The following is a 20917-nucleotide window of genomic DNA, read 5'->3' on the forward strand; positions in this document are numbered from 1 at the left end:
TGAAGGGCGAAAATCAGTTGCCAAGGGTCATTGCCGGCGTCAAATTTACCGACGGCGTCGCAGAATCGACGACGCCAGCTAACCGCGCCGCCTGATCAGCCCCATCACCCAATTTCGGCCATAGCTCGGTTCTGTATGTTCAAGTCCACATTAATCGTCATGCTGCTGGCATTGATCGGCAATGGGGCTGCCTTTGCGCAGGAGAACCGCGGCACTCCCGAGCAGAGGGCCGCATGCGCGCCTGACGCCTTCCGGCTGTGCGCGAGCTACATCCCTGACGCCAGGAATGTGGAGGCCTGTCTCAGGCAAAGAATGTCAGACCTGAGCGATGCCTGCAGAGTCGTCTTCGAGCACGCTGCGGGAACTGCTTCGGTCAGGACCATAGGATCGCCCCGGGCCGGCCGGGACGCAAAAGATGAGGAATGATCGCATGAACACGATGTATGCTCCCGCGTTCGCCGCGTTCGGGGGCTCGGCCTTCGGAGCGATCTCTACGATCGTAACTGGATGGATGACTCGGCGCCGCAGGCTTCGCGAGCGTCACTATGCCCGGTCGATTTCCAAGCGCGAGCGGCTCTATCGAAGCTTCATCGAGGAAGCCTCCCGAGTCTACGCCGACGCGCTCGTCAGCGACAAATCCGAGATTCCGCAATTGGTCAATCTGTATGCGCTCATAGGGCGGATGAGGATTCTGGCCAGCGATCAAGTGGTTCAAGCCGCGGAGCGGGCAGGTCGCCTGATCATCGAAACCTACCTGTCGCCAAACCGCGAATTTGTCGATCTGCCGGAATTCATGGAGGAAATGGATCCCCTGCGTGCTTTCGGGGAAGCCTGCCGGTGCGAATTGCATTCGATCCCATCTCGCTGAGGTCCCACGCGATGCAGCAGCGGATAGGCCAAGCCGGATCGCCGTGCATCCGTCGGCGGATCGTACAAGCAGCGATCCGATTGCACCGCGAGATCGGTTTCAAGAAGACCACCGTCGCCGATATCGCTCGCGGAGCGTCGATGTCGCCCGCTAACGTCTACCGCTTCTTCCCTTCAAAGCAGGCAATCGAGGAGGCAGCCGTGGCGGGCCTGTTCGAACAAGCCTCTGCGGCTGCAACGCTTGCGGTTCGCGGCGGCTCCGCCCTGGAGCGTCTAACGGCAGCGTTGAGGGCGATCTCACAGCTGCACGACCATCGGCTGGAGAACGACAGCAAGCAACACGAATTGGTCGCTGCGGCGGTACGCGAGAACTGGGCGGTCGCTTTGTCTTACGCAGCCCGGATCCGGAGACTTGTGCGCGCGATCATTGCTGCCGGACAGACGAGCGGCGAGCTACGACAGGGAAGTCCGACGGCGATGACCTGTTGCGTGCTCGAAGCAATGGACGGATATCTCAGTCCGTCGCGGATCAACGCAGCTACCGTTCGGCCCACTTTTGACGAGACAATGGATTTCTGCGCAGGCGCGCTGCGTCACGCTCCGTGGGGCCAGTCGATCGACCTGGCCGCTGACTTGCGTCCGAAAGCCGTGGCGCAACGATAACGAGCGGGGTCTATGGCTGATTCACGGCCTCCAGTCCGCCTCGCAAGCCGCGAGAAAGAAATTGACCCGTTCGTGCAGGAACGTCGGCAGCTCTTTTCTGAGGTCCTTCAGTTCCTCACCCATCAGAGATCTCATAAGCATCGGAAGCAGAATGAGGTCCATGAACATCTGCGCTGTCGCAACGCTCCGCTTTGCGCTGAAGGGTCCTTTGGCTGAGCGCGCAACCCTCTGCGTTGCCTCGTTCAAGAGCTGCGAAACTGCCCCAGCCGCGCGGTCGCGCGCCGCGTCGTGAACATTTCGGCTCAACTCGGGAAATCGCCGCGCCTCGGCGATCGTCGCGCGCGTGAGGTCCAACGTGTCCTCGACGAATCTCTCCACGATCTCGATGCCGAGATTGGCGAGCTTTTCCTGGATGGTGCGGCCCGCCGGGGTGAACCCCTCGAAAGCTGTCAATCCGTTGATGGTCCGGGCCACCACAGCCTCGAACAGCGCCTCCTTGCCGGGGAAATGGGCATAGATGGTCGGTTTGCTCGCAGGGGCCAACTCGGAAATATCGTCGATGCTGGCACTCCGAAACCCCTTCTCGAGAAAGAGCTGCTGGGCTGCATCGAGAATCCGCGCCTGGACGCCGCCGGCAAGGTCCTTGGGCGGTCTGCCGCGTTTCGGGCTTTTGTTCTTCACCATCACTGTTTCCTAATCACGAGTTTGTGCACGTCTAGATCCCACTTGACATGCCCGGGAAGGAAATGCAACAAAAAGAAAATATACGGTATAGTTTAGTTACCTGTCGATGGCTGGCTTTGATTGCCAGGCCTGCGACAGCTCATCCGGATGACCGGCCGGCCGCCACATGCGCGTTTGGCCCCACTCATCCGGCGCAACCTAAGGAGATCGCCGTGACTGTGTGCAGCCCGGACTCGCCAATTGTGGAGCAGGGCATTCTACTGCGCGAATTGAATCACCGGATCAATAGTGGGCTCGCTTCGGCGATCAACCTGGTCTCGGTCGCGGCCGTTCGAGCTGAGGGGCCTGAGGCCAAGCGCGCCTTAAGCGACATGGTCGAACTGTTGCACGGTTATGCCGATGTGCAGAAGGCGCTCGCAATGCCGAGGGGCAAGGCGCTGATCGACGCCGCGACATACATCCGCATGATGGGCTGCGCTATGCGCCGTTCGTTGCTGGACCGAATGAATATCCGGTTGGCACTCGCCACCGAATCTCTTCCGCTCCAACCAGAGCGATGCCGGCGGCTCGGACTGATCGTCCACGGGCTTGTAACCGACGCCGCGAAGCATGCGTGTTTTGAGGCGCGGACCGGAGAAATCAGGATCAAACTGACACGAATCGGCGCGGTGGTGAATTGCGTCGTCCTGGACAATGGTTCGCGGCCGGCACGGGGCGCTGCGGGGCGCGGACTGCGGATCAGTAATGATCTTGCCAAGGGTCTCGGCGGCCGGGTCGAGCACGGCTTCGGCACGGATTTCACATCCGTCGTCCTATCGTTTCCGCTGATAGAGCGTGAGCGACAGGCGAACAGGGCGATGGCGAAGCGTCGCATCATACCGTGGCCTCGCCGGCCAAAAGTCAGCCCATCCAATGCCTCGGAGCTTTGCACCGGAGCGAACTGCCCCGTTCGGGGCAGCCGCCCCGTTGGAACTCGACCGGATCCGAATCCGGCTCGCGGAGCCCAACCGGTCTCCGCCGTTCCAGCGGCGGATGTGCAGGGCGAGTTGTTGTCACCCCGCCACCGCATGGACCTGCTATGAACCATCATGCTGCGAACCACACCGTAATCGATCAAGCTACCCGCAAACGCAAGCTGAGAGGTCCCGGTGGCCTTGCGGTCGCACTTGTCGCAATCGCGCTGAGTGGCTGCAACGATCATGTCGCTGCTCCCATCACGCGTGCCGCGATCGTGCGCACGGAGATCGTGCAGCCGCGCGACCGACAAGCCTCCGTCACCCTGACCGGCGAAATCCAGGCCCGGTTTCGCACGGATCTGTCGTTCCGCGTCAGCGGACGTGTGCTCGCGCGCCATGTCGATGTCGGTGCTCACGTCGAGGCTGGCGAGGTCCTGGCTGTGCTCGATCCGGCCGAGCAGCAGGCCGATGTCGATGCCGCGACCACAGCGGTCATAGCTGCACAATCCCAGTTGCGCGTGGCCAGCGCGACCTTTGAACGGCAAAAAGCACTGATCGCAAGCGGTTTCACCACGCGGACGGTCTACGATCAGGCGCAGGAAGGATTGCGAACCGCAGAAGGTGCGCTTGAAGCAGCAAAAGCGGAGCTCGGAACGTCGAAAGACGCCCTTGGCTATACCGCCCTGCGCGCCGACGCGGCAGGCGTGGTCACCGCGCGCAATTTGGAAGTCGGCCAGGTCGTACAGGCCGCGCAGCCCGTTTTCTCGCTGGCGCAGGATGGTGAACGTGATGCCGTCTTCGACGTCTACGAATCCCTCTTCTTTGGCGATCTGGACGACAGCCGTGTATCGTTGGCGCTTGTCTCCGACGCAGGGGTGACGGCGAACGGGCATGTCAGGGAAGTCTCGCCCGCGATTGATGCGAAGAGCGCGACCATCCGCGTCAAGGTTGCCATCCAGAATCCGCCGGCAGCGATGACACTTGGTAGCGCAGTTGCGGGAGCCGTCAAAACGAAGTCCCAGCAGCAGATCGCTTTGCCCTGGAGTGCATTGGCGGCGATGGGATCGAAGCCCGCCGTCTGGACCGTCGATCCCGCGACCAAAATGGCTGCGCTCAAGCCGGTGACGATCGGCGGTTATGAAGCCCGTGAAGTGCTGATCAAGGCGGGCCTCAAGCCGGGCGACCGCGTCGTGATCGATGGCGGAAAGCTGCTGAGCGTTGGCCAGGCCGTGAAGTATGAGGGAGACCGATCATGAAGAGGTGCGCCACGATTGCCGCCGGCACGTTTGTGTCGGCGCTGCTGCTCGCTGGATGCCAGCAGGAGGCGAAAGCGCCCGAGCCTGTACGACCCGTGCTGTCGATGGTCCTTGAGCCGAGCCGCACGGACGGCATCGTCGCCGTAGGCATTGTTGAGCCGCGGTACAAGACGAATCTCGCGTTCCGCGTCTTGGGACGTCTGACCGGGCGTCCCGTCTACGTTGGTGATCGCGTCAGCGAAGGACAAACTGTCGGGGTCATCGATTCCACCGCTCTGGAGCTTGCGGTACGTTCGGCCAGGGCTGAGCTTACGAAGGCCGAGGCGCAGCTGGCAACTGCAACGGCGACGGAGGAGCGGCAGCGAACCCTCATCACAACTGACGCAACCACAAAGCAGACACTGGACAATGCCGAGCAGGTGAGGGCCGGCGCCGCAGCGTCGGTTGCACACGCACAGGCGAGCTTGATCAAGGCCGTCGAGCAACGGGGCTATGCGCAGCTCAAGACCGATTTCGCCGGCGTCGTCACTGCGGTGGGCGCAGAAGTCGGGCAGGTGGTCTCTCCAGGCCAGAATGTCGTGACAGTTGCGAGGCCCGACATCAGGGAGGCGGTGGTCGATATCGGGGAGGATTTCCCGGCGCCGCTTGAAATCGACTTGCCATTCACAGTCGGCTTACAGCTGCTCCCCGCCGTTCAGGTCCAAGGCAAGGTTCGCGAGATCGCCCCGCAGGCGGACCCCGTGACGCGCCTACGGCGAGTCCGCATCACCCTGGACAATCCCCCTGAAAGCTTTCGCTTGGGCACGACCATTACGGCCACGCTCGGCGAAGCACAAAGTCCGACATTGCGCATTCCCGCCTCTGCGGTGGTCGCCAAGGATGGCGCGAATTTCGTCTGGGTCATCGATCAGCCTGCGAGCACCGTGTCGCTGCACAAGGTCGATCTCGCCGGGGACCCCGCAGGTGCACGCGTCGCAGGGGGTGTTGCCCCCGGTACGCGCATCGTGATCGCTGGAATCCACAGCCTCAAGCAAGGACAACAAGTCCGTATCGAACGGGATCAGAAGCCATGAAGTCGTTCAACCTTTCCGACTGGGCGCTCCGCCATCGTTCGCTCGTCTGGTACTTCATGTTCGCCTTCATGGCGGCGGGCCTCTTCGCCTACCTTCAGCTCGGCCGTCAGGAAGATCCCGACTTCACCATCAAGACCATGGTGATCCAGGCGCAGTGGCCGGGCGCATCGCCCGAAGAGATGACGCGCCAGGTCACCGACAGGATCGAAAAGAAGCTCGAGGAGCTGGAATCGCTTGACTACACCAAGAGCGTGACGGTCGCGGGCCAGACCACCGTATTCGTTTATCTGCGAGACACGACAAAGGCGGCCGACGTGAAGCCGACCTGGGTCCGCGTCCGCAATATGATCGCGGATATCAAGGGCGAATTCCCGCAAGGGGTGGTCGGGCCCGGCTTCAACGATCGCTTCGGCGACGTGTTCGGTAACATCTATGCCTTCACCAGCGACGGCTTGACTCAGCGTCAGCTGCGCGACGAGGTCGAAGGTATCCGCGCCAAGGTCTTGACCGTGCCTGATGTGGGTAAGGTCGACATTCTCGGCGCGCAGGACGAAGTGATCTATCTGGAATTCTCCACCCGGAAGATCGCGGCCCTTGGCCTCGACGTCCACTCGATCATGGCCTCCCTCCAGGGACAAAACGCGGTCGCGCCGTCTGGGGTGTTCCAGGAGGGGGCCGAGCGGATCAGCGTGCGCGTGAACGGCCGGTTCACGTCGGAGGCAAGCCTGAACGCGATCAATCTCCGGATCAACGACCGCTTCTTTCCGCTGACTGACGTCGCGACCGTCACGCGCGGTTATGCCGATCCGGCCAAGAGCTTGTTCCGGTACAACGGCCAGCCTGCAATCGGGCTTGCCATCGGCATGAAGTCCGGCGCAAACCTGCTTCACTTCGGCGAGGCGCTGAAGGAGGAAATGTCAAAGGTCATTGCCGACCTGCCGATCGGCGTCGGCGTTTACCTGGTCGCCGATCAGCCCGTCGTCGTCGAGCATGCCGTGTCGGGCTTCACCGAAGCGCTGTTTGAGGCGGTGGCCATTGTTCTCGCCATCAGCTTTCTCAGCTTAGGCATGCGCGCCGGGCTTGTCGTCGCAATCGCAATCCCGCTGGTTCTCGCCATTACCTTCGTGGTGATGGCTTATGCCGGCATTTCATTGCAGAGAATTTCGCTTGGTGCATTGATCATCGCGCTCGGCCTTCTGGTCGATGACGCCATGATTGCCGTCGAGATGATGGTGGCTCGACTGGAAGTCGGCGATCCCCTGGAAAAGGCGGCGACCCACGTCTATACGTCGACCGCTTTTCCCATGCTGACCGGCACGCTGGTCACTGTCGCGGGCTTCATCCCGATTGGGCTGAACAGCAGCAATGCCGGCGAATTTACCTTCACGCTGTTCGTGGTGATTGCGGTCTCCCTGATCGTGTCGTGGATCGTCGCGGTAGTGTTCACCCCACTGCTCGGCGTCACCATTTTGCCCGCAAAGATGAAGGGCCACCATGAGGAGAAGGGCCGGCTGGCGCAGATGTTCGCCCGCCTGCTGCTCATCTGCATGCATCGCCGTTGGATCACCGTCGGCGTGACGGTTGCCGCCTTCTTCGTCGCGTTGTTCGGCATGACGTTCGTGCAGCAGCAGTTCTTTCCCTCATCGGACCGTGACGAGCTGGTGATCGACTGGAATTTGCCGCAAAATGCCTCCATTGCAGACACCAATGCGCAGATGGCGCGCTTCGAGCGCGAACAGCTGCAGGGCAATGGCGCCGTGGATCATTGGTCGACTTATGTCGGGACGGGCGCGCCGCGGTTCGTGCTGTCGTTCGACGTGCAGACGGCCAATACATGGTTCGGCCAGCAAGTCGTTGTGACCAAGGGCGGCATAAAGGCGCGCGACCTCGTCAAGGCACAATTTGAGGAATATCTGAGGAAGACGTTTCCAGGCACCGACACCTACGTCAAGTTGCTCGAGGTCGGTCCGCCGGTGGGACGTCCCGTGCAATACCGCCTGAGCGGGCCCAACATCGCGAAGGTCAGGGATTTCTCGCAGGAACTCGCCGGCATCGTCCGGAGCAACCCCGACCTCGGCAGCGTCGTGTTCGACTGGATGGAGCCTGCGCGCGTCGTCAAGGTCGACGTTCTCCAGGACAAGGCGCGCCAGCTCGGCGTGACGTCGGAAGACATCGCCACCACCCTGAACTCGGTGCTTGAGGGCACGCCGATCACACAGGTTCGCGACAGCATCTATCTTGTCAATGTCACTGGACGTGCGACCGCGGTCGATCGCAGCTCGATCGATACGCTCCGAGATCTGCAGTTGACCGGGCAGGGTGGGCAGTCGGTGCCGCTCGGGACCGTGGCCAACCTGCGCTATGAGATCGAGCAGCCGACCATCTGGCGCCGCGCGCGGATTCCCACGATCACGCTGAAGGCTGGCATCGTCACCAACGTCCAGCCGAAGACAATCATGGATCAGTTGGCACCGAGGGTGGCGGATTTCAGCAAAGCACTGCCGGCGGGTTATTCGGTGGCGATCGGCGGCTCCGTGGAGGAAAGCGCCAAGAGCCAGTCGCCGATCGTGGCCGTCGTTCCGCTCATGCTGTTCGTCATGGCTACCGTCCTGATGATTCAGTTGCAGAGCTTCCACCGCCTGTTCCTGGTGTTTGCGGTCGCACCGCTTGCCGTGATCGGCGTCGTCATGGCCCTGCTGCCGAGCGGCGCACCTCTCGGCTTCGTTGCCATCCTGGGTGTGCTGGCGCTGATCGGCATCCTGGTCCGAAACTCGGTGATCCTGATCGTGCAGATTGAGGATCTAAGGAAGGAGGGGCGTCCAGCCTGGGATGCCGTTGTCGAAGCGACCGAGCATCGCATGCGCCCGATCTTGCTGACCGCGGCCGCCGCGAGTCTCGCGCTGATTCCAATCGCGCGCGAGATTTTCTGGGGGCCGATGGCCTACGCGATGATGGGCGGCATCATCGTCGGCACGCTGCTGACGCTGTTGTTCCTGCCCGCGCTTTATGTGGCGTGGTTCCGGATCCACCCTGTTCACGACGACGGCGGGCCAGTGCGTGAGACCGTTGACCCGGCGCACGACAGCCACTCGTCGAACTCGACTCTTGCGCCGGCCGCGCCGGTGCCGGTCCTTGAAACGCAAATCTGAAACGGAGACTACGATGTCCAGGAAGACACTCTTGACGCTGTCCGTCAGCGTAACGCTCGCAACGATTTCGTTGGCACCGACTGCGGTGTTTGCGCAATTCCCCGGTCCTCCTCCCATGGGGCCGGGCGGTCCTCCTCCGATCGCGGCCGGCGGTCCTCCGGCGTTCGGAGGCCATCCTCCGATGGGGCCTGGCGGTGTGCCCCGTGCCGGCCTCGGCGGTCCGGCTCCTCGCCTTGGCGCCGGCGCTGGTCCTGGCGGCGATCTAAGAGCGCCTGGCGGCGTTCGCGCCGGCGGTCGTGACGGACCCGCGGTTGCACGCGCGGTCCAAGCTCGCTCTGCATCAGTCAGCTACGGCCGCTCCGGAAGCTTCAGCCATAGCTACGGCGGGCGACGATACGGTTATCGTGCAGCTTACGCCGCTGGCGCCTATGCCGGCTATGCTTATGGCAGCTCGAACGATGGCAACTATTCCGATAGCGACTGCTACTACGCCTACAGGAGCCACAGACGCGTTCGGGTATGCAACTAGCGGGCGGGAAGTATCTCACCCTACGAACTCTGCGGTGAACATTGTAAGTGCGTTGGCTTCGCTGGTGCTGCTGACTGAGACCGGTTTGTTCACCGCGGTTGCGTAACGTCGGCACACTTTGGCGCTGCGTCAGCGTGCCGGTTGGGAACAACACGCAACAGCTTTGAGCCTCCGCATTCAATTCCGAGTGCGAGGCCGGCCAAAATCCAACGACCAGGGTGGGCCCTCAATCGGTTGCAGCACGAGTTTGTGAATGGGCTCGCTTGACAGGGCAAATAATAAACTATACGGTATAGTATATTAAAGTTTTGATCGTGAAGCCGCGGTGACCTGTCCCGGACAGAACTCAGGCCTGAGCAATCGCAAACCAAGAGCACAGAACCATGAACTTTCAGCCCCGGCCACACCTCACGACCGCCGACCGGCGTCTGCCGTTCGATTGCATAGCGTTGCTCTTACAGGGCGGCGGCGCTCTGGGGGCTTATCAGGGAGGCGTCTACGAGGCCTTGGCTGAAGCCAACATCCATCCCGATTGGATTGCCGGCATCTCGATTGGAGCGATCAACGCTGCAATTATCGCGGGCAATCCGCCCAATTCCCGAGTTGACCGGCTTCGCGAGTTTTGGACGCAGGTGACGTTGGACGCACCGTTCACCGATTTGATGAACAGCGATCACACCCGCAATTTTCTCAATCAGGTAAATGCGAGCTTTGCGGCCGTGTTTGGCGCGAACGGATTCTTTTCCGCGCGGCCACTGGCGCCGTGGCTACAAGCGGGTGGAACGCTTGCCGCCACGAGCATCTACGACACCAGCGCGTTGAAGACGACACTGGAGCGGCTCGTCGATTTCGATCGTATCAACGCCGGTATGATGCGGTTCAGCGCAGGTGCCGTCAATGTGAGGACCGGCAATCTGGTCTATTTCGACACTGCCACGCATACGATCCGGCCGGAGCACGTTCTGGCGAGCGGGGCGCTACCGCCGGGATTTCCGGCGGTCGAAATCGATGGCGAACATTATTGGGATGGCGGCCTCGTATCCAACACACCATTGCAATGGGTGATCGAGTGTGGCGCCCGTCAAGACACGCTTGTGTTTCAGGTCGATCTCTGGAGCGCGCGTGGCCAGATTCCGCGCAATATGGCCGATGTCGTTACGCGTCAGAAAGAGATTCAATACTCGAGCCGCACGCGAGCAAGCACGGACCAGTTCAAAAGCTTGCACCGACTGCAGCGAGAGCTGGGGATTCTATTGAGCAGGCTGCCTGAAGATCTGCTCGAGCATGAGGACGTCAGGCTGCTCAGGACGGCTGCCTCTCGCAACGTGCACAACCTCGTCCATCTGATCTATCGCGCGCGGGACTACGAAGGCCACTCCAAGGACTACGAGTTTTCTCGCCTCTCGATGCAGGATCATTGGCGCGCCGGTTATCACGATGCGTTACGCACCCTTCGTCATCCCGAGGTGCTGGCCCGCCCGACCAGTGCGGACGGCGTCTCCACGTTCGATCTTGAGCAGGATGGTCGTGAATAGGCCAAGCCGGTCAGTCACAGGAGAATTGAAGTGCGCGAAAATGAAGTTCTGAAGCGAGCATTTGCGATGCCGCTCACCAATCCGGCCTATCCGCCGGGACCGTACCGCTTCGTCAACCGCGAATACCTTGTCATCACCTATCGCACCGATCCGGCGAAGCTGCGATCGGTTGTTCCGGCTCCGCTCGAATTTGACGAAGGCGAGGCGCTGGTCAAATATGAATTCATCCGCATGCCGGATTCCAGTGGTTTTGGCGACTACACCGAGAGTGGCCAAGTCATCCCGGTGTCGTTCCGCGGTCGCAGGGGCGGCTATACCCACTGCATGTTCCTGAACGATGAGGGGCCGATCGCCGGCGGCCGCGAGCTCTGGGGCTTTCCGAAAAAGCTGGCTCAGCCGACGCTGCGGACTGAAGTCGATACGCTCATCGGCACTCTGGATTACGGTCCGTTGCGGGTAGCAACCGGCACGACGGGATACAAGCACCGCGCGGCCGACCTAGTGCAAGTCAAAGCCGCTCTCAAGGAGCCGAACTTCCTTCTCAAGATCATTCCAGACGTCGACGGCACGCCACGCATCTGTGAACTGGTCGAATATCATCTCGAGGATGTCACGATAAAGGGCGCGTGGACCGGGCCGGCGGCGCTCCATCTCACGCCTCATGCGTTGGCACCCGTAGCTGATCTGCCAGTTCTCGAGGTGGTGTCCGCGGTTCACATACTGGCCGACCTTACGCTCGGGCTGGGCAAGGTCGTGCATGACTACCTCCAACAGCCAAGCCGACGTCTCCTCGAAGTCCGCGAGACCGATTTGGTCGGCTGAACGTGAAGGCATGCAATAGAAAGAGAGTGAATTGAGTGTTCTGAAGGGCAAGACGGCCGTTGTGACCGGCTCGACAAGCGGAATAGGCCTTGGGTGCGCGCGGGCATTCGCAAGCGGGGGCGCCAACATCGTGCTCAACGGGATTGGGGCACCGGGCGATGTCGAAAAAACGCGGACTGCAATCGAGAAAGATTTCGGAGTGAAGGCTATCTATTCGCCCGCCGATATGGGCGAGCCGATGGAAATCGCCAACATGATCTCGTTCGCCGAGAGGACGTTTGGGAGCGTGGACGTGCTCGTCAACAATGCCGGCATCCAGCATGTCTCGCCGATCGAGGATTTTCCGGTCGAAAAGTGGGACGCAGTGATCGCAATCAACCTCTCCGCCGCATTCCATGCGATCCGTGCCGTTACTCCCGGCATGAAGCAACGAGGCTGGGGCCGAATCATCACACCGGCCTCGGCGCATTCGCTGGCCGCGTCTCCGTGCTATCATGGAGCCGGTGCGGCGGCTTGAGGCCTTCACTGGAGCCGGCCATCGGCGGAAGTGGAGCGACGAGGACAAGGCGCGGGTTGTTGCGGAGATCATGGTGAGTGGCGACCCGGTCTGTTCGGCAGCACAACGGCACGGATTGTCGCCGCAGCAGTTGTTTGGCTGGCAACGTCAGTTGAGAGAGGCAGTGGACGATCATATTTAGATCAGCGCCGACAACGACGTCATTCATGGCAGGCCGGGGCCGCGGTGGTGGATGGAGCTTGCCAGCTATCGCGAGTTCGTTGACGGCGATGGCGGATACTGGACCACGCAACATTCGAGCAAAACGTTCGTCAGGTGTTGGTATGATGATCGGGATGAACGCACAGCTATTCCCCAACTCGCCTAAAATGATCGGTTGCGCTGCGTCAGTGTGTCATCACCCCGGCGCTGTAGTCGGCTTCACTGCTAGGCGATGGCGGAAGCATCGAACTTTCCGCCGTCGTCGGCTGCCCATCGTGAGAGGATGCGATGCATTTGCTACGATCCGGCGTCCAATCTTGTGCAGGACTCGCTCTCGGTGATGTCATCGCCGGGCCAAGTTGAAGTGATGTTCGACACCATATCCAGATCGCTGCCACACGTTTAGACGGGCATGCGAGCAGTATCCTCGGCTATCAATTCGTGACCGATCGAGACACTCCGACGATGTCCGAGAGTGGGTCCAAGGGCCAGTCTTGGCGGTCTGACCCAAGCCGCGACACAGCAGCTGAGTCTGGCCAGCGGTCCACCGTGCGGCAGCTGCGTGCCGCCGAGCAGCGTCCCATCATCATCCCGAAGTTCCTCGGTTTCGGCAGAGAGATGGCACGCCCGCCGACCGGCCAAGCTTTCAGCGAGCACTGTCTTGGTCAAGAACGCCGCAACGAATTTTGTGAAACGACCATGAACAAAACGGGACGGAAACGCTCGACGCAGCAAGAAAAATCAACAGCTTAAAAGATATTCACTGCGTTCGGAACGCAATGGTCGCTCTCGGTCAGGTCAGATCGCAACTTGAACCGAATATAGATATCGGTGGTTGCGCCCCCGGGATTTGAGCCTACCCCTCTTACGCGGGGATGGATCGCTCACAAACGGCGGCTCTTGGCGGACTTTCACGACTCGGCCTCGCGAGTCAGGCTGCCTTCCGATAGGAAAACAGGGCTCCTGCGATAGCGATATGGCGGACCTCCGCCACCATGCCAAGCGCTCAGGCCACCATGCTAAGGACAAATAGCGGTTCGCCGCGTCGGTGATTGCGTATGATTCCCTCCCTGGGCACCACGCTTCGCCAATCGGCTACGCGTGGCGAGCCCGACGAGCGACGGGCCGTGTCCGGCGTAGCCCGAAGGGCGAAGACGGATGGTTCGACTCCGCCCCTGGGCACCATTTTGGCGCCATTCAGTGCAGAGTTGCGAACTCAGTCTAGCGCAATGGATGCCCGCTTCGCGCCATAGCCGTCATCCGTCGCTGATGTAACTAGCAAGTTCGTCTGGAGTCCCTCTGGAAAGGCGGCCTTCAGAAACTCGAGGAAGGCTGAAACGCGTGCGCTGAGTAAACGGCGGGAGGGATAGAGCGCCCACAGGGCGATATCCGGCCCATCGACGTCGGCCCAATGCACCAGCCGTCTGGCAGAGATATCATGCTTCACAAGGGATATCGGAAGTCGCGCCGCCCCGACGCCCGCGCGCACGGCATCGCGGATCATCGGAAGCGACGAAAGCCTAAGGATCGGATTGGCGGTTAACCGCGATTTCCCGGAGGACGTCACCACGTCCCAGGTCTCGGTTTGATTGCCGCCGCCGCGAACGACCGCCGGAACCATTGCGTCTTCGACGCCGCGGGCAAGCGATGGGCTCGCGACAACGACCAAACGGTCGTGCAGAAAGACGCGACCGATCAGACTTTCATCAGGTGCCGGATTGACGCGGATAGCAAGATCATAACCTTCTTCGATCATATCGACGCCTCGATCCTCGGCCGTGACCTCAAGGCTGACGTCAGGAAATTTCAACGCGAACCCGCCTGCAAGTTTGCCCATCGCTGTCTGTGAAAAGAGCAGCGGGGCACTGATCCGCAACCGCCCCCGCGGCTTGGTTCCCCCGGAAGCGATGGTTGCCGCTGTCTCATCAAGTTCGACGAGCAAGGCGCTCGTGCGCTCGTAGAGCGCCCGTCCCTCCTGCGTGAGTTTCAGTGCGCGCGCGCTCCGCTCGAACAACCGCAAATTCAGGCTGGCCTCCAATTCCGAGACGCGGCGCGACAAGGTCGCCTTCGGGCGGAGCGTAGCGCGGGCCGCTTTTCCAAAGCCGCCGTGACGAGCCACCAGACTGAAATCGGCCAGAGCCAGCAGGTCCATAGCGTTCCACCTGTGAGACAGAGTGTCCATATATAACGACTATTGGCGCGAATATGGATCACTAATTTGAGCCATGCCACTTCGGCATACCCAAATTAGGAGTGAAATCCATGACCATCCTCGTTACCGGCGCTACTGGCCGTGTCGGTCGCCATGTCGTCCAGCAACTCGTCAATCGCGGCGTTCGCGTGCGCGTGCTCACCCGCGATCCCTCAAAAGCCGACTTTCCGGCCAATGTCGAAGTCGCGCAGGGTGACCTGCTCGACATCGGCTCGCTGCGGGCCGCGTTCGACGGCGTCAGTACGCTGTTCCTGCTCAACGCGGTTACGGGCGACGAATTCACGCAAGCGATCATCACCTTGAATGTTGCCCGCGAGGCTGGCGTCAATCGGGTGGTTTATTTGTCGGTGATCCACGCCGATCGCTTCGTGAACGTGCCGCATTTTGCAGTGAAGTCCGGCGCCGAGCGGATGCTAGAAGCGATGGACTTCAGCGCAACCATTCCGCGCCCGTCCTACTTCATCGACAACGAACTCATGATCAAGGAGGTCATCTTCAACTACGGCCTCTATCCGATGCCGATCGGCAACAAAGGTGTCGCCATGGTCGACGCCCGCGATATTGCCGAGGTTGCAGCGATCGAACTGATCCGCAGGGACCAAGCGCCCGGCAAGCTGCCGATCGAGACCATCAACCTGGTTGGTCCGGATACGCTGACCGGTTCGGAGGTGGCCGCGATCTGGTCCGAGGTGCTGGGCCGCTCAGTCGCCTATGGCGGCGACGACCCCAGTGGCTTCGAGCAGAGCATGGCGACCTTCATGCCGAAGTGGATGGCCTATGAGATGCGCCTGATGGCCGAGCGCTACGTCAGTGACGGCATGATTCCAGACCATGGCGACGTCGAGCGCCTGACCACGATCCTGGGCCGCCCGCTGCACTCCTACCGCGACTTCGCAAACGGCATGGCCGCTACGGCCTCCGAGTGAGTGGACAGTCAGACATTGAGGGAGATCGATCATGATTTACTCAACCGCGACAGCCCGGTGAATCCGGACGGTGAAACCAGACTGACCCGCGAGCAGATCTGGAAGGGTCTCGAGCTAAAGGCGCGCGATGCTCGCCTTTTCCTACCGCAAGGTCTCTGCACGCATTGCGAGGTCGTCGAAGAGAATTCGACGCACTTCGTGCGCGAAGCAACCATCGCCGGCTCGAACCTCCGTGAGATCATTACACTCGAGCCGCACTTCTTGCCGAGGGCAGGCTCTGATTCATCTCGACCGCAACTGGAACGACCGCCGCCTCGGGCGGTCGTTTCGCAAGTGGAAACCAGGCGCCACTTCGCCCCATTTGTGACCGCCGGGGAAGGTTGACTTCAGTCTTCAGGTCAGGCGACAGAAGCATCTCTGCAGCCAAGGAGCGGCGCGCATCTACTCGTTACACCATCTCGCGCCAAGCAAGCGCAGCGAACATGAGATCTTATTAATCACTCTGTTTCCGCCAAGGTCGGAGGTGGGTGCCCAAGTATTTATTCACCATGGGCGTAATGACAAATATGATGGACGCTACCGTAACTGGCGTCAGAATGAGAGTGCGGTGCCAAATCTGCCAATCGCTCGTAATCGGCCCCAGCACGTAGAGCAAAGCCGTCACCAGGGGATATACGGCAAAGACCATCACCACCGTCAGACGCGCTTTCGACAACCGAACACTTCGCTCGGTCGGACTTGCAGGCGTTTCATCGGATGAAGATTGCGGTTTTGTTTTCTTGAGAACCATGAAATCAGCCCAACCTAATCAAGCGGTGCAAATGGCAAGTTGCCGTGTCAGCATCCTCTCGCACGAGATCGACCCGCCCCTTCGCGTTGACGCCCAGGACAGCCCTCTCCTCGCACCGGGGATGATCGAGCTAAGGCCCGTCATCGCGGCCTGCAGCTCCTCGCGCGGCGGACGCCAGCGCCCGCGGCATCAGTTCATAGGGATGCGCCCAGCCCGGATAGGAGGCAATTCGGTCAAGCCACGCTCCAATGTGCGGATATTGGCTTCGGTCGATCCCGGTTTCTTCGTGATAGAATTGATAGGCGCACATCGATATATCCGCGATCGTCAAGTCATCTCCGACCACGAACGGGCGATCTTTCAACCGCTCTTCCACGATCTCGAGAGCAATGATCGCTTGGCCCCGCAGCCACTCCGTCACCGCGCTTTCGGGCAGTCCTCTGAGCCCCCTCACGAAACGAAGCGTTGCGTAGCTGGGTGTGAAGCGATGATTGTCGAAGAGCATCCATCGCAATATCTCGCGGCGCTCTTCGTCTGTTTTGCCACCGAACAGACCTGTCGCCTCCGATAGATAAGTGAGAATCACGCCTGATTGCGACAATGTCAGATTGTTCGCCTTCAACACGGGCAGTTCGCCCATCCCGCTTACCTTAGCGCGGAATTCAGCGCGGCTCGCGTCATTGAAAAAGTCGACGAAGCGCGGCCGCCAACTGAGGTTGCAGAGGCTCAACATCAGCGCGACCTTGTAACAGTTCCCCGATTCCGCGCGGCAATAAAGCTCAAATTCCATTTTTCGCCTCGGCCCAAGCCAATTCCGCTGGTTCCGCGCGTTGCCACGACAGCGACACCGCTCGGCCCGATATAGTCGATACGTATCGTTTCGTTATTGAAATTGCAAGATGCCCTTGCACGTTTGCGAGATTTCTTTGCCGCAAGAGCGAGCGCAACAGGCCATTCAAAGCGGCAAGACTTGATGGCGCCCCGTTCAACGCGCTCGCTCGATCTCCTCAAGCATTCGGCGCTGTGGCCTATCGCCCCGCCGGTCCGGGTCCCCAGGTGATATTGCTGGCCCGGCAAACGATCTGACTTCGCAGCCTCGCAGATCGCATCTGCACCTCATGCTGAACTATCGGCGATATCTGTGCCGATTGATCGGTGACGTGCTCCGAATATACAGTTAGAGCCCTCAGGCTCTTCGGTTGATCTGCATCACCCCCCGCAGGATTCACGGCTGCCCGAAATGCGCCGGAAGGAACAGACCAGGTTATGAAGAAAGCGGATTTGGCCAACGAAACAAAGGCAACAGGACGGCCGCGCAGTGCAGCATCGAGAAGAGCCATCCTCGAGGCAACGCATTCATTGCTGGACTCGACGACGGTCCGAGATCTCACGATTGAGGCGATTGCGCAGAAAGCCGGCGTCGGAAAAGCGACTATCTACCGCTGGTGGTCCAGCAAAACGGCTATCGTCATCGAGGTCTTCCTGGACTCGATGATTTCGAATACGCCCATTCCTCGCGCTGACAGCGCCGCCGACGCAATCAGAAAACACCTTGTACTACTGATCAAACAGTATCGGGGCAAATTGGGTCGGATAGTCGCCGAGATCCTGGCTGAGGGACAATTCGAACCCGAAATTCTCGCAGAATTTCATCGCCGATTCTTCGCTGATCGTCGGGCGGCGGTCCGCGAGGTAATTGAAGCCGGCGTGCGCGATGGCGAGTTTGCAGCAACTCTCGACATCGACGCGGTGATTGACATGCTTTACGGTGCTGTGAATTTTCGCCTCATCGCAAAGCATCTTCCTCTCGACATTCGTTTCGAGCGCTCGCTTTCTGAGCTTTCATCCAGAGCGTTGGGAGTCGAAGCAAGCGCTTTACCGAAGGTCGTTGGAAATCAGTCCGAGGCAGCGCTTCGTAAAAAAGGAGGGCTAAAGACCGGCCACTAACTTGCAGCGGCGAGTTGCTGCAATGTGCCAAAACAGTCTGCGAACTCTCAACTGGCTTTTCTTAGGGCAAGGTCTTTCGCGACCTCCCATATAGATGGTTTTAAGTTTGGCCGGCCAGAACGACGCAGAATTCTTCAGTTGCGATTCCCGAGGCCTATCATCCAATTGGTGACCACAGCGGAGCATTTATGCATTGGCTCCGCCAAATGTCTGAACAAGAGGGGCACCGAGCAAGCTGCCGGATCGGGTTATATCCGTCCATTGGCGCCTGGCCTACAAATCCGGTGAAGCGCTCGGCTGTAGGCGAAGGTGGTAAGTCTCCAAAATCGGATGATTGATATCCCGACCGAATAGTATTTGTCTCGTTATATCGATAACGATACAATGAGCCATTTACGAAGTAGCGCCGATCGTATCGAATGCGTTCGTGAAATTCGGACCTGATGCATCGCAGGCTAGAGCATGATCCGGAAAAGTGGATACCGGTTTTCCGAAAAGATCATGCTCAAACAAAAAGATAGAGCGGGATGATGATTCGAAGAAAAATCATCACGCTCTAGTCAGCCAAAAGGCAAAGAACATCCACCGACGCGAGTTGCCTTGGGATTGTGGAGTCTTGGGCGTGAAGCAAGGACAGAAGATACCTTCAGAAAGGCGTGTCGCGCTCATTGAGGCAGAGCGAAGGGCAGCTACGCTGTTTGACGAGATCGAAAGGCGAAACCTTGTCAGAGCGGGGCGGACGGAGCGAGAGGTCGAGCAAGAGATTTACGCGATCGCATTGCAACAGTTTGGCGTTGAGAAGCACTGGCATAAGCGCATTGTGCGGGCGGGCACGAATACTTTGACGCTTGCCGCCGACAACCCGCCGGTCCGCAGCATCGAGGCAGACGACATCGTCTATGTGGATTTAGGACCTGTCTTCGAGGACTGGGAAGCGGATCTCGGTCGTACCTATATTCTGGGTAATCATCCTGGAGGACCGTTAGTCGAAGCCTTACCAATCGTCTTCGAAAAGGTGCAGGCCCATTACCATGCATCACCCGACATAACAGGTTCCGAACTATACGCGTTTGCACAAAAGGCGGCGGCGGAGGCTGGATGGCTTTTTGGCGGTGCGATCGCAGGCCATCTTGTGAGTGAATTCGCTCACGTCCAGATCCCTGGAAATAGGGCCTTGAATCGGATACAGCCGGGGAACACGAAGCGCATGGACGATCCTGACGAACTCGGCCGGGAGCGGCACTGGATCCTGGAAATCCATCTCGTTGAACCGCGCGGCTCATACGGTGGATTTTATGAACGCCTGCTATGACGGCTCTTTCGAATCGCCTGTCTACAACCATTGCCACCTCCGGCAACTTTGATGTCGCGCTTTTCAAAGTCATAGGAACGTACTGGCAAGTGCGCTCAGGCGCCCGTTACACGCCAGATCACATCGCCAACATCGTCCGCCACCAGAACAGAACCGTCGGGGCCGAGCGCTACCCCGACCGGTCGCCCGTAGGATTCCCGCTCATCCGGTGCGAGGAATCCGCTCAGGATGTCCCGCGGCGGGCCGGATGGGCGCCCGTTCTCGAAGGGCACGAACACGACCTTGTAGCCGCTCAGCGTGCTGCGATTCCAGGAGCCGTGCTGTCCGATTGCCATGCCATCGGGAAAGCCCGGAAGCGTGCCGGCCGGCAACCAGCATAGACCCAGCGATGCCGTGTGCCCGCCAAGGGCGTAGTCCGGCGTGATGGCCGTTGCGACCAAGGCCGGATCCTGCGGGACGCGATCGTCAACCGTCTGCCCCCAATAGCAATAGGGCCAGCCGTAGAAGCCGCCGTCGCGGACCGAGGTCAGATAATCCGGAGGTGTCTCGTCGCCGATCCCATCGCGCTCGTTGACGACCGTCCAGAGCGCGCCGGTCTGCGGCTCCCATGCGAGACCCACGGGGTTGCGCAGGCCGCTCGCAAAGATGCGGCTGTTGCCGCTCGCAAGATCGAGCTCATAGACGCAGGCCCGCCCTTCCTCGACCTCCATGCCGCTCTCGGCGATGTTGCTGAGCGAGCCGACCCCGACATAGAGCTTCTTGCCATCGGGGCTCGCCAGCAGACTTCGCGTCCAATGCCCGGCAGGCTTGAACTCGACAAGTTTGCGCCCCTCGGCGGTGATGCGGCTCGTGCCCCCCGCATACGAAAACGCTACGACGCCGTCGGTGTTGCCGACATAGAACGTCTCGCCTACCAGCGCCATGCCGAACGGCTGGTTCAGCCCCTCCATGAATGTCTCTCGTATTTCTGCGACGCCATCGCCGTCGCGGTCGCGGTCGCGCAACAGCGTAATACGGTTCGCGCTGACGCCAAGTGCATCGGCCCGTCTCATCGTCGCCTGCATCGCATAGTGGAACATGCTCCTGGGAGGGCCTGCGACCTGCGTCGCCTCGGCAATGAGCACGTCGCCATTTGGCAACACTTCGATCCAGCGCGGATGGTCCAGGCCGGCCGCAAATGCGTTGACCTTCAGCCCCGGTCCCGCCACGGGTTTTTGGCCGGCGCTCCAGCCCCTGGCCGTCGGCATCTTGAGCGTCGGGATCGCGCCTTGCGACTTCGCTAACGGAATCTGCGGATCATCGCCCCATGCCGGCTTTGGTGCTGCCCCCTGCCACCGACGCCACAATAGCGCGGCACCGCCGACCAGCGCGACGAAGCGCGCAAAGAAGCTGGAAAAATTCATCGAGATTCCTTGTTGGTTGCCCTGGCTTTCGGATGCCGGGTGGATCTTGAAGGCGCAGATCGCGAATATCAGGTT

17 protein-coding genes and 3 pseudogenes are annotated in these 20917 nt (G+C 60.3%); 15 read left to right on the forward strand and 5 right to left on the reverse strand.

Going from position 1 to position 20917, the window contains the following annotated elements; genetic code table 11:
* Nucleotides 1-430: 430 nt before the first annotated feature.
* Together ACZYOF_RS20125 and ACZYOF_RS20130 are read left to right on the forward strand one after the other, a co-directional pair.
* The gene (locus tag ACZYOF_RS20125) at nt 431-868 is read left to right on the forward strand and encodes a hypothetical protein (RefSeq protein ID WP_165421116.1); all 438 of its coding nucleotides are present in this window, start codon (nt 431-433) and stop codon (nt 866-868) included.
* Between the two features lie 11 nt (nt 869-879).
* Nucleotides 880-1530, forward strand: a complete 651-nt coding sequence (locus ACZYOF_RS20130) for a TetR/AcrR family transcriptional regulator (RefSeq protein WP_463716888.1) — start codon at nt 880-882, stop codon at nt 1528-1530.
* 21 nt (nt 1531-1551) lie between these two features.
* Here ACZYOF_RS20130 and ACZYOF_RS20135 read toward each other — a convergent pair whose 3' ends face one another.
* Nucleotides 1552-2214 carry a TetR/AcrR family transcriptional regulator gene (locus tag ACZYOF_RS20135; protein WP_463716864.1) on the reverse strand — a complete coding sequence of 221 codons (663 nt, stop codon included), beginning with the start codon at nt 2212-2214 and terminating at the stop codon, nt 1552-1554.
* A 242-nt stretch (nt 2215-2456) separates the two neighbouring features.
* On the opposite strand from ACZYOF_RS20135, the gene ACZYOF_RS20140 reads away from it, so the two are divergent.
* The 9 genes and pseudogenes from ACZYOF_RS20140 to ACZYOF_RS20180 all read left to right on the forward strand — a co-directional run bounded on the left by ACZYOF_RS20140 (nt 2457) and on the right by ACZYOF_RS20180 (nt 13005).
* Nucleotides 2457-3296, forward strand: a complete 840-nt coding sequence (locus tag ACZYOF_RS20140; protein WP_463716865.1) for a sensor histidine kinase family protein — start codon at nt 2457-2459, stop codon at nt 3294-3296.
* Nucleotides 3293-4426 (forward strand): efflux RND transporter periplasmic adaptor subunit, encoded by a 1134-nt coding sequence (locus ACZYOF_RS20145; RefSeq protein ID WP_463716866.1) that lies wholly within the window; start codon nt 3293-3295, stop codon nt 4424-4426. The genes ACZYOF_RS20140 and ACZYOF_RS20145 overlap by 4 nt, the downstream gene beginning before the upstream one ends.
* Nucleotides 4423-5499: an efflux RND transporter periplasmic adaptor subunit gene (locus ACZYOF_RS20150; RefSeq protein ID WP_463716867.1), complete on the forward strand. Its 1077-nt coding sequence runs from the start codon at nt 4423-4425 to the stop codon at nt 5497-5499. Before ACZYOF_RS20145 ends, ACZYOF_RS20150 begins: the two co-directional genes overlap by 4 nt.
* The gene (locus ACZYOF_RS20155; RefSeq protein WP_463716868.1) at nt 5496-8648 is read left to right on the forward strand and encodes an efflux RND transporter permease subunit; all 3153 of its coding nucleotides are present in this window, start codon (nt 5496-5498) and stop codon (nt 8646-8648) included. Before ACZYOF_RS20150 ends, ACZYOF_RS20155 begins: the two co-directional genes overlap by 4 nt.
* 912 nt (nt 8649-9560) lie before the next feature.
* Complete coding sequence (locus tag ACZYOF_RS20160; protein ID WP_463716869.1) at nt 9561-10712, forward strand: DUF3734 domain-containing protein; 1152 nt, start codon at nt 9561-9563, stop codon at nt 10710-10712.
* A gap of 30 nt (nt 10713-10742) precedes the next feature.
* Nucleotides 10743-11534, forward strand: coding sequence for an acetoacetate decarboxylase (locus tag ACZYOF_RS20165; protein WP_463716870.1), 792 nt, complete (start codon nt 10743-10745; stop codon nt 11532-11534).
* A gap of 31 nt (nt 11535-11565) precedes the next feature.
* Nucleotides 11566-12021: pseudogene (locus ACZYOF_RS20170) on the forward strand (SDR family NAD(P)-dependent oxidoreductase); the annotation flags it as partial.
* Nucleotides 12022-12028: 7 nt separating this feature from the next.
* Nucleotides 12029-12232, forward strand: a complete 204-nt coding sequence (locus tag ACZYOF_RS20175) for a transposase (protein ID WP_463716871.1) — start codon at nt 12029-12031, stop codon at nt 12230-12232.
* A gap of 569 nt (nt 12233-12801) precedes the next feature.
* Nucleotides 12802-13005 (forward strand): hypothetical protein, encoded by a 204-nt coding sequence (locus ACZYOF_RS20180; protein WP_130578855.1) that lies wholly within the window; start codon nt 12802-12804, stop codon nt 13003-13005.
* A gap of 503 nt (nt 13006-13508) precedes the next feature.
* On the opposite strand, the pseudogene ACZYOF_RS20185 reads toward ACZYOF_RS20180, so the two are convergent.
* A pseudogene (locus ACZYOF_RS20185) lies at nt 13509-14404 on the reverse strand (LysR family transcriptional regulator).
* 110 nt (nt 14405-14514) lie between these two features.
* On the opposite strand from ACZYOF_RS20185, the gene ACZYOF_RS20190 reads away from it, so the two are divergent.
* Nucleotides 14515-15390 carry an SDR family oxidoreductase gene (locus ACZYOF_RS20190; RefSeq protein WP_463716872.1) on the forward strand — a complete coding sequence of 292 codons (876 nt, stop codon included), beginning with the start codon at nt 14515-14517 and terminating at the stop codon, nt 15388-15390.
* A 31-nt stretch (nt 15391-15421) separates the two neighbouring features.
* Nucleotides 15422-15642 (forward strand): annotated as a pseudogene (locus ACZYOF_RS20195) (AtaL-like protein); the annotation flags it as partial.
* A 241-nt stretch (nt 15643-15883) separates the two neighbouring features.
* Here the strand turns inward: ACZYOF_RS20195 and ACZYOF_RS20200 are convergent.
* Nucleotides 15884-16180: a hypothetical protein gene (locus tag ACZYOF_RS20200; RefSeq protein WP_463716873.1), complete on the reverse strand. Its 297-nt coding sequence runs from the start codon at nt 16178-16180 to the stop codon at nt 15884-15886.
* 130 nt (nt 16181-16310) lie between these two features.
* Complete coding sequence (locus ACZYOF_RS20205) at nt 16311-16970, reverse strand: glutathione S-transferase family protein (RefSeq protein ID WP_463716874.1); 660 nt, start codon at nt 16968-16970, stop codon at nt 16311-16313.
* Nucleotides 16971-17446: 476 nt separating this feature from the next.
* Here ACZYOF_RS20205 and ACZYOF_RS20210 point away from each other — a divergent pair, with 476 nt between their 5' ends.
* Complete coding sequence (locus tag ACZYOF_RS20210; protein WP_130578851.1) at nt 17447-18127, forward strand: TetR/AcrR family transcriptional regulator; 681 nt, start codon at nt 17447-17449, stop codon at nt 18125-18127.
* Between the two features lie 475 nt (nt 18128-18602).
* Nucleotides 18603-19439: a M24 family metallopeptidase gene (locus tag ACZYOF_RS20215; RefSeq protein ID WP_463716875.1), complete on the forward strand. Its 837-nt coding sequence runs from the start codon at nt 18603-18605 to the stop codon at nt 19437-19439.
* 95 nt (nt 19440-19534) lie between these two features.
* Here ACZYOF_RS20215 and ACZYOF_RS20220 read toward each other — a convergent pair whose 3' ends face one another.
* The gene (locus ACZYOF_RS20220) at nt 19535-20842 is read right to left on the reverse strand and encodes a PQQ-dependent sugar dehydrogenase (protein WP_463716889.1); all 1308 of its coding nucleotides are present in this window, start codon (nt 20840-20842) and stop codon (nt 19535-19537) included.
* Nucleotides 20843-20917 lie beyond the last annotated feature (75 nt).

The organism is Bradyrhizobium sp. LeoA1Lang, from assembly GCF_055413685.1.

Excerpts from the sequence above, each read along its gene's own strand:
- ACZYOF_RS20125 (WP_165421116.1), top strand. The coding sequence starts at position 431 with ATGAACACGATGTATGCTCCCGCGTTCGCCGCGTTCGGGGGCTCGGCC.
- ACZYOF_RS20130 (WP_463716888.1), top strand. The coding sequence starts at position 880 with ATGCAGCAGCGGATAGGCCAAGCCGGATCGCCGTGCATCCGTCGGCGG.
- ACZYOF_RS20135 (WP_463716864.1), bottom strand. The coding sequence starts at position 2,214 with ATGGTGAAGAACAAAAGCCCGAAACGCGGCAGACCGCCCAAGGACCTT.
- ACZYOF_RS20145 (WP_463716866.1), top strand. The coding sequence starts at position 3,293 with ATGAACCATCATGCTGCGAACCACACCGTAATCGATCAAGCTACCCGC.
- ACZYOF_RS20150 (WP_463716867.1), top strand. The coding sequence starts at position 4,423 with ATGAAGAGGTGCGCCACGATTGCCGCCGGCACGTTTGTGTCGGCGCTG.
- ACZYOF_RS20155 (WP_463716868.1), top strand. The coding sequence starts at position 5,496 with ATGAAGTCGTTCAACCTTTCCGACTGGGCGCTCCGCCATCGTTCGCTC.
- ACZYOF_RS20160 (WP_463716869.1), top strand. The coding sequence starts at position 9,561 with ATGAACTTTCAGCCCCGGCCACACCTCACGACCGCCGACCGGCGTCTG.
- ACZYOF_RS20175 (WP_463716871.1), top strand. The coding sequence starts at position 12,029 with ATGGAGCCGGTGCGGCGGCTTGAGGCCTTCACTGGAGCCGGCCATCGG.
- ACZYOF_RS20190 (WP_463716872.1), top strand. The coding sequence starts at position 14,515 with ATGACCATCCTCGTTACCGGCGCTACTGGCCGTGTCGGTCGCCATGTC.
- ACZYOF_RS20200 (WP_463716873.1), bottom strand. The coding sequence starts at position 16,180 with ATGGTTCTCAAGAAAACAAAACCGCAATCTTCATCCGATGAAACGCCT.
- ACZYOF_RS20205 (WP_463716874.1), bottom strand. The coding sequence starts at position 16,970 with ATGGAATTTGAGCTTTATTGCCGCGCGGAATCGGGGAACTGTTACAAG.
- ACZYOF_RS20210 (WP_130578851.1), top strand. The coding sequence starts at position 17,447 with ATGAAGAAAGCGGATTTGGCCAACGAAACAAAGGCAACAGGACGGCCG.
- ACZYOF_RS20220 (WP_463716889.1), bottom strand. The coding sequence starts at position 20,842 with ATGAATTTTTCCAGCTTCTTTGCGCGCTTCGTCGCGCTGGTCGGCGGT.